This is a genomic window from Aestuariivirga sp., assembly GCF_046294715.1.
Taxonomy (GTDB): domain Bacteria; phylum Pseudomonadota; class Alphaproteobacteria; order Rhizobiales; family Aestuariivirgaceae; genus Aestuariivirga.
In genome coordinates, this window is sequence record NZ_JBKBKI010000020.1 from 56003 (window position 1) to 62070 (window position 6068).

3 protein-coding genes are annotated in these 6068 nt (G+C 61.1%); 1 reads left to right on the forward strand and 2 read right to left on the reverse strand.

Annotated elements, in window-relative coordinates:
• Positions 1 to 15 precede the first annotated feature (15 nt).
• Positions 16 to 903 carry a polysaccharide deacetylase family protein gene (locus ACK4HL_RS13865; RefSeq protein WP_409761297.1) on the forward strand — a complete coding sequence of 296 codons (888 nt, stop codon included), beginning with the start codon at positions 16 to 18 and terminating at the stop codon, positions 901 to 903.
• 114 nt (positions 904 to 1017) lie between these two features.
• On the opposite strand, the gene ACK4HL_RS13870 is transcribed toward ACK4HL_RS13865, so the two are convergent.
• Together ACK4HL_RS13870 and ACK4HL_RS13875 are read right to left on the reverse strand one after the other, a co-directional pair.
• The gene (locus ACK4HL_RS13870; RefSeq protein ID WP_409761298.1) at positions 1018 to 1449 is read right to left on the reverse strand and encodes a BA14K family protein; all 432 of its coding nucleotides are present in this window, start codon (positions 1447 to 1449) and stop codon (positions 1018 to 1020) included.
• Between the two features lie 321 nt (positions 1450 to 1770).
• Positions 1771 to 6051, reverse strand: coding sequence for a beta strand repeat-containing protein (locus ACK4HL_RS13875; protein WP_409761300.1), 4281 nt, complete (start codon positions 6049 to 6051; stop codon positions 1771 to 1773).
• Between the last annotated feature and the right edge of the window lie 17 nt (positions 6052 to 6068).

Consider the following 6068-nt stretch of genomic DNA (forward strand, 5'->3'; position numbering starts at 1 on the left):
CCCGAGGAGCCGATAATGATCCGAAATCCAATTCCCTGGCCGAATGGCGCACGCTGCGCCTGCGCCATCACCTTCGACATGGACGCAGACAGCCTTATCCATATATCCCGGCCGGAGGACAGCCATGATCGCTTGTATCCCATAACTATGGGCCGCTACGGCCCGACGGTCGCCGTTCCCCGCATCCTCGAGACCTACCGCAAGTTCGGTATCCGGCAGACCTTCTTCATTCCCGCCTGGTGCATGGAACGCTACCCGAGTGCGGTGGAGGCCATTCTGAAGGGCGGCCATGAAATTGGGCATCACGGGCTGATCCACGAAGACCCGATCGCCACAAGGGGAAAGAAGCAGAAGGCTGCCTTCGAGAAGGCGCTCGCCATCCACAAGAAGCTCTCTGGCCGTAAGCCGCGTGGATACCGAGCACCGGTCTACAACATCACGCAGCAGGTCATCGACCTCCTCGTGTCTCACGAGTTCGCCTATGATTCCTCCCTGATGGCCGACGACATCCCCTATCTGATGAAGACGCGGAAGGGCGATCTCTGGGAGGCGCCGGTGCACTGGGGCACCGATGACTGGCCGCCCTTCGCCCACTACGCCGAGATCGACTACCTTATGCCCGTAAGGGCGCCGTCGGAAGGTCTCAAGGGCTTCTGGGAGGAATTCGAGGCGCAGTATGAGGCCGGCGGTTTCTGGATGGGAATCTGGCACCCCTTCCTCACCGGGAGGCTGGCGCGATGGCGCCTGGTCGAACGCTGGCTGGAGGATACGCTGCGGAGCAAGAAGGTGTGGTTCGCACCTCTCGAGGAGATCATCGCACATGTGAAGGCTGTCACGGCCAAGGGCGACTATCAGCCCCGCGTGGAGGAGCTTCCATATTTCCGAAAGCCTGTGAAGGCGTGATCTTACTCCGACCCTCTCTCAGCACCGGAAAGCGAGTGGACAGAGTTCATCTTGTCTTCTCTGCCGACTGGGCTCTCGAAATGCCCCCGGCGCTGTGCCGGGGGCAAAAGTTAGTTACGGCCCGTAGGGGCTGATGCACTGGCGAATGGCAACGCCGTACGAAACCCAGGTATTCGTCCGCCTGTTGTATGATCGGTAGCGATCCTCACACCAGTTGACGTGGCGGCTGCTATAGTTCCGATCGACCGAGTCGAGGATGATGGTTCCACTGATTAGCGGCAGCGTCCACCAAGGTGTCTCGTACCAATAGCCGTGGCGGTAGTGCCGGCACCGATCATTCCGCGAGCGACAGCGGTCGCCGTCACGCTTGCGATCCCACGACTTCCGCATCTTCCGACGGTCGGACTTTTTCGCAACCTCCTGAAGAAGGTCCTGAGCTCCCGAAAGGGCAGGGGTGCTCGGGGAGATCTGCAGAGCGTGAGATGGACCGGATGAGACGCCGAGGACGCCAAGCGAAAACAGGGAGGCAAAAACAAGAGCCTTCATCAGTTACTCCTTCAGTCGCCCGGTTGCCCAGGCGGGTCATGTTGACAACTTGGAGGTAACTGCGTCTTTCGGTAGAGCGTTCCATCATGTGTCGATGCACAAGGTGCGCGACGGAATTGAGCCTGTCATTCGTCCACACTGGGCCCGTCTGCTAGCGCGGGGGAGAGGGTGTGCCCGTACAGTCAGTTCGCACGCCCCAAAGGCCATCTTGCGTAGATGTAGCGTCGGAGCGACGCGGGTAAAATGGAAGAACAAGACCTACAACTATACTAAAGCAGAAAGGGGCCCTCTCTCGAGGGCCCCAGCTTAGCTGCTTCCGAACTAGACTTGTCCGGTCTTGTCCGTGTTATCCGTCGAGTCGTGATAGAGAATATTGACGGATCCTGCCGTGGGCGTGCTGTCGAAAGTCGCAACCGTCACCCATCCGGACGGTCCGGACTGGCCGTCGACGTCAACTTGGAGGTTGCTTCCCGAAACCTGCACGTAATTGCCGAGGTCCGAGTCGACCGGCGTCACTTCGAAGAGCTGCGTTAGGTCGATGACGTCGCCGTCGCCGCCAACGCCGCTATAGCCCTGGATCACGTCGGTAAGCCCGATTTCGGAGAGCGCCGAAGGATCGATCACCAGCCGGTCAGCGCCTGCACCGCCGTTCAGCGTATTGAGGCCGGCACCGCCAATCAGGATATCGTTCCCACCACCACCGTTTAGCGTGTCGTTGCCGAGCAGGCCAATCAGCACGTTGGAGTTGACATCACCCGTCAAGACATCGCCATGCACGGAGCCAATCACGTTTTCGATGCTGTTCAGAGTGTCGCCCTCAGCATGGCCGCCAGTCTCAGCGACGAGATCGTCGAGGTTGACGGTAACACCCGCGCTCGAATTGCGGTAGTCGGCCGTGTCGTTGCCGCTGCCGCCGTTTAGGGTGTCAGCACCCGCGCTTCCTGCCAACCAGTCGTCGCCGCCATTGCCGTTCAGCGTGTCTGTGCCGGTGGTGCCCGCCAGAGCCTCACCGCTTGCTGTTCCCGTCACCGTAGTGCCACTCGGCTGGCTCGTCACCGTGATCGTGCCCGTGGCGGTATCTCCATCGCCGTCCCTCGCCTGGACGAGGAAGTTGAAGTCAAAGCTCGAGCCGACGTTGACTTTCTGGTAAGCGAAGACGCCGATGTCGAAGCTGTCGCCGTTCAGGTCGCTGGTGCCGCTCACCTGAACGTTCTCTATCTCGAGGCGCGAGAAGCCAGGCGTGGGATCGCCAATAACATTGCTGCTGACCATGATCACATCGTCCTTGTCGAGACCCGTGATTAAATAGCCGCCAAATCTATCGGTCACGAGAGTGCTGAGATCAAGGGCGATGCCGTTAACCGTTATGCTTGTGATCGCCACCTGAGGATCGTCTCTGAGCTCGGTCTGGTGATTGGCCTCGACTGACCCAGTGGTGTTGCTCGGGTTGTCGTTGTCGGCGTCGTAGGCCCTTACCCAGAGCTCGAGGGAGTCGGCAGGTAGGCCACCCCCCTTCTGAATGATGGTGAACGAGAAGTCATTAATATTGTAGTGCCCGTTCACTGCTGCAAAATCGTAGTAGTTCACGCTGCCGGTGCTCCCTGCAGTTGCACTGTTCACGAAGTCAATCCGCAGCACCTCGCCATCATTCATCGACTGGTTCGCAACGCCGATGCCTGACGAGTTGGTGTTGACGGTCGCGTAGGAATTGAATGAGCCATCGGCATTTTTCTTGTATGCTGACGCCAAGATGTCCTGCGTCGTACCGTCGGGGTTCAGCGTGGTGAACACCGAATTGCCTGCAGCGATTGCACCGAAGTTGTTGATTGTCACGCCCGAGCCATCGTCCAGCGCCTTAAAGAAGGTGATGGTATAGCTGTCCGCCCCCGCCGACGTTCCGCTCGGGTTAAGCGTTGCCGTGAACACCACTTGGCCACCCGTCGTGGTGCCGGTTATGGTGCTGGTGCCGAAGCCGGTGACAACTATATTCTGCCCGCCGCTGGTAATTAGCGTCGTGCCATCGGCCTTGGTTAGATAGTTGCTTGCGTTGGTGATGTTATCCACAAAGGTGGCGCTCACCGCTTGCGTGTCTGCTCCGGTGTTGCCGAAGATGTTCAGCAGGCCCGAGCCCGTCGCCGTGCCGGTGTTGACGAACAGCATTTTCTCCGGAGAGAAGTTCTGCGGCGTGTCGTCGTCAATCGTCATCTGCAACTGGCCGCTTGTATCGGTGCTGCCGTCCGCATCCGTCACCAGAAAGTTCAGGTTCAGCAGGGCGTCGTTCTCCCCAACCTGTACAGCGTGGAGCACCGGCAACAGTAGCGCGAAGGTGTATGCGCCCGTCGTCGGGTTCACGTAAACCTGGGCCACTGTACCCCGCGCAGACACAATTGACAGCGTGGAATTCGCCGCATCCCAGGAGTAGTTCACGCTCTCGGTGCCAAGCGTTCCCGAAGTTCCGTTCAGATTGGCGAAACTGTAGGTCTTGGCGCCGTCGCCCCCTGTCGAGGTCAACGTGCCACTGACCCAGGACTTTGTAGTCGCAGCATCGTCGGTTCCGCCGAGGATGCCATTCCGCAGCCCCTCGTCATCCACCGTCCCAGTGCTGTTCTGGCCAGTCGGCGTCGCGTTACCGATGGAGATTGTCAGCGTCGCGGTTGTGGTGTCGCCGTCACCGTCTGTTAGCGTATAGGTGAACTGGTCCTGAACACCGCCCGGGCTCGAGAGCGAGCGGACATAGCTGTAGGAGCCGTCCTGGTTGATGGTGAGCGTGCCGTACTGCCCGTCGACCACGAAGTTCCCGCTCCCGTCGACCGACGTGTCGGTGTTGGCGGGCACGTTCTCGCTCTTGATACCGGTGATCTTGGCGCCATCCGTGCCCGAGGAGTCGGCACCAGTATCGCTGTCGCCCTCATCGCCCGCTGAAGCGTCCGTGATCACGTTGCCCGTCGCCGGTGCATAGCTACCGCCGGCAATCGAGTCAGTGTCGTTTGCCGCGAGGGGGCCGTCGTCGTCGATCGAGATAGGCGAGGAGGTGCTGGTGATCAGGTTCACCGTCGCGCTGTCGCTCGCCACGTCGCCATCACCGTCAGTGACAGTTGCCGTCAACTTGAGCTGCACCATCTCGCCAGAGGTGGCCGTCAGCAGGTTCGCCACTTCGTCATAGATCGAGGGGCCCTCCGAGCCGCCATGGTCGATCGCCATGAACTGCTCGATCTTCAGTTGCGCGTTGGCTGGATCGCTGGCATTGGTGATGGTGATGCGCAAGGCTACGTCGTAGCCTGCACCGTTGGCCACCCGGCCCTCGATCACTGTGTCCGACACCTTCACGAGATAGATGGAAGGGTCGGAGTACGGGGTCAGTCCATTGCCTGCGTTGCCGTCCGTGTCGGGGTTTCCGCCGGCGGTCGGCTGGGTCACGTCCAGATTGGTCAGGAGCGTGCCGCCATTGCCGTCCACTGTGGCGAAGGAGAGTGCCCTCGTCACCGAAGACTCGCCATCGGTGCCGTTGTCGACGGTCATGCTAAACAGGCCTCCAAGGCCGCCCGCCACGGAGGTGGTGTAGGAGCCTATCGGGTTGGTGCCGGTCCGGTCCGGCGCGGTGAATGCGGTGTTGTCGTTGACATTGGCCGGGGCAGACTCCGACTCGCCCGTATTGTAGCGGTCGCTGGCGGCGGTTGTCTCGTCCAGGTTGATGTTGAAGCTGGAGAGGCTGGTGGAGCCTGTCGCAGTGACATCGATCACCGCCGCATCGTCATCGATGGTGATGGGCGAGTTGGTGCTGGTGATGAAGTCGATGGTGGTGGTGTCGGTGGCGGTGTCGTTGTCGCCATCGGTGATCGTGGCGCTGTACTGCAGCTGCACCGATTGGCCGGAAGAGCCGGTCAGCAGGCTCGTCACCTCGTCGTAGAGCGAGGGGTTCTCCGAGCCGCCATGGTCGATCGCCATGAACTGCTCGATCTTGATCTGGGCGTTGGCCGGATCGCTGGCGTTGGTGATGGTGATCCGCAGCGCCACGTCATAGCCGCCCTGGCCGTCGTCGACACGGCCCTCGAGCACGCCGGCCGACACCTGAACCAGGTAGATCGACGGGTCGGCATAGGGCGTGAACGCCGTAGCATCGCCGGTGTTGCTGTCCGGGTTGCCTCCGGCCGCCGGCTGCGTCACGTCGAGCGTGGTGGCGATCTTGCCGCCCACTGCACCCGTCAGCACGAAGCTGAGCGACTGGCTCAGCGACTTCTGGCCGTCCGAGCCCGCATTCGAGCTCAGCGTGAACAGCCCGCCGAGGCCGCCCGACACCGCTGTCGTGTAGGAGCCGAAGGGCGTGGTCCCCGTCGGGTCCGACACCGCGGAGCCGGTGTTGTCATTGACATTGGCCGGGGCAGATTCCGACTCGCCCGTGTTGTAACGGTCGGCACCCGTCGTCTCGTCCATGTTCACCGCGAAGGCATTGAGGCCGGTGCTCGTCGAGACCCCGGTGGTCACCGAGGGGCCGTCGTCTTCGAACTTCACCTGGCTGCCGACATCGGCCGAGCTCGACACCTTGTCGCCGTCGCCGTCAGTGATCGTCACCGTCACCTGGAGTGCGGTGTTGTTCAGAGCCACGGGCTCGTCATAGTTCG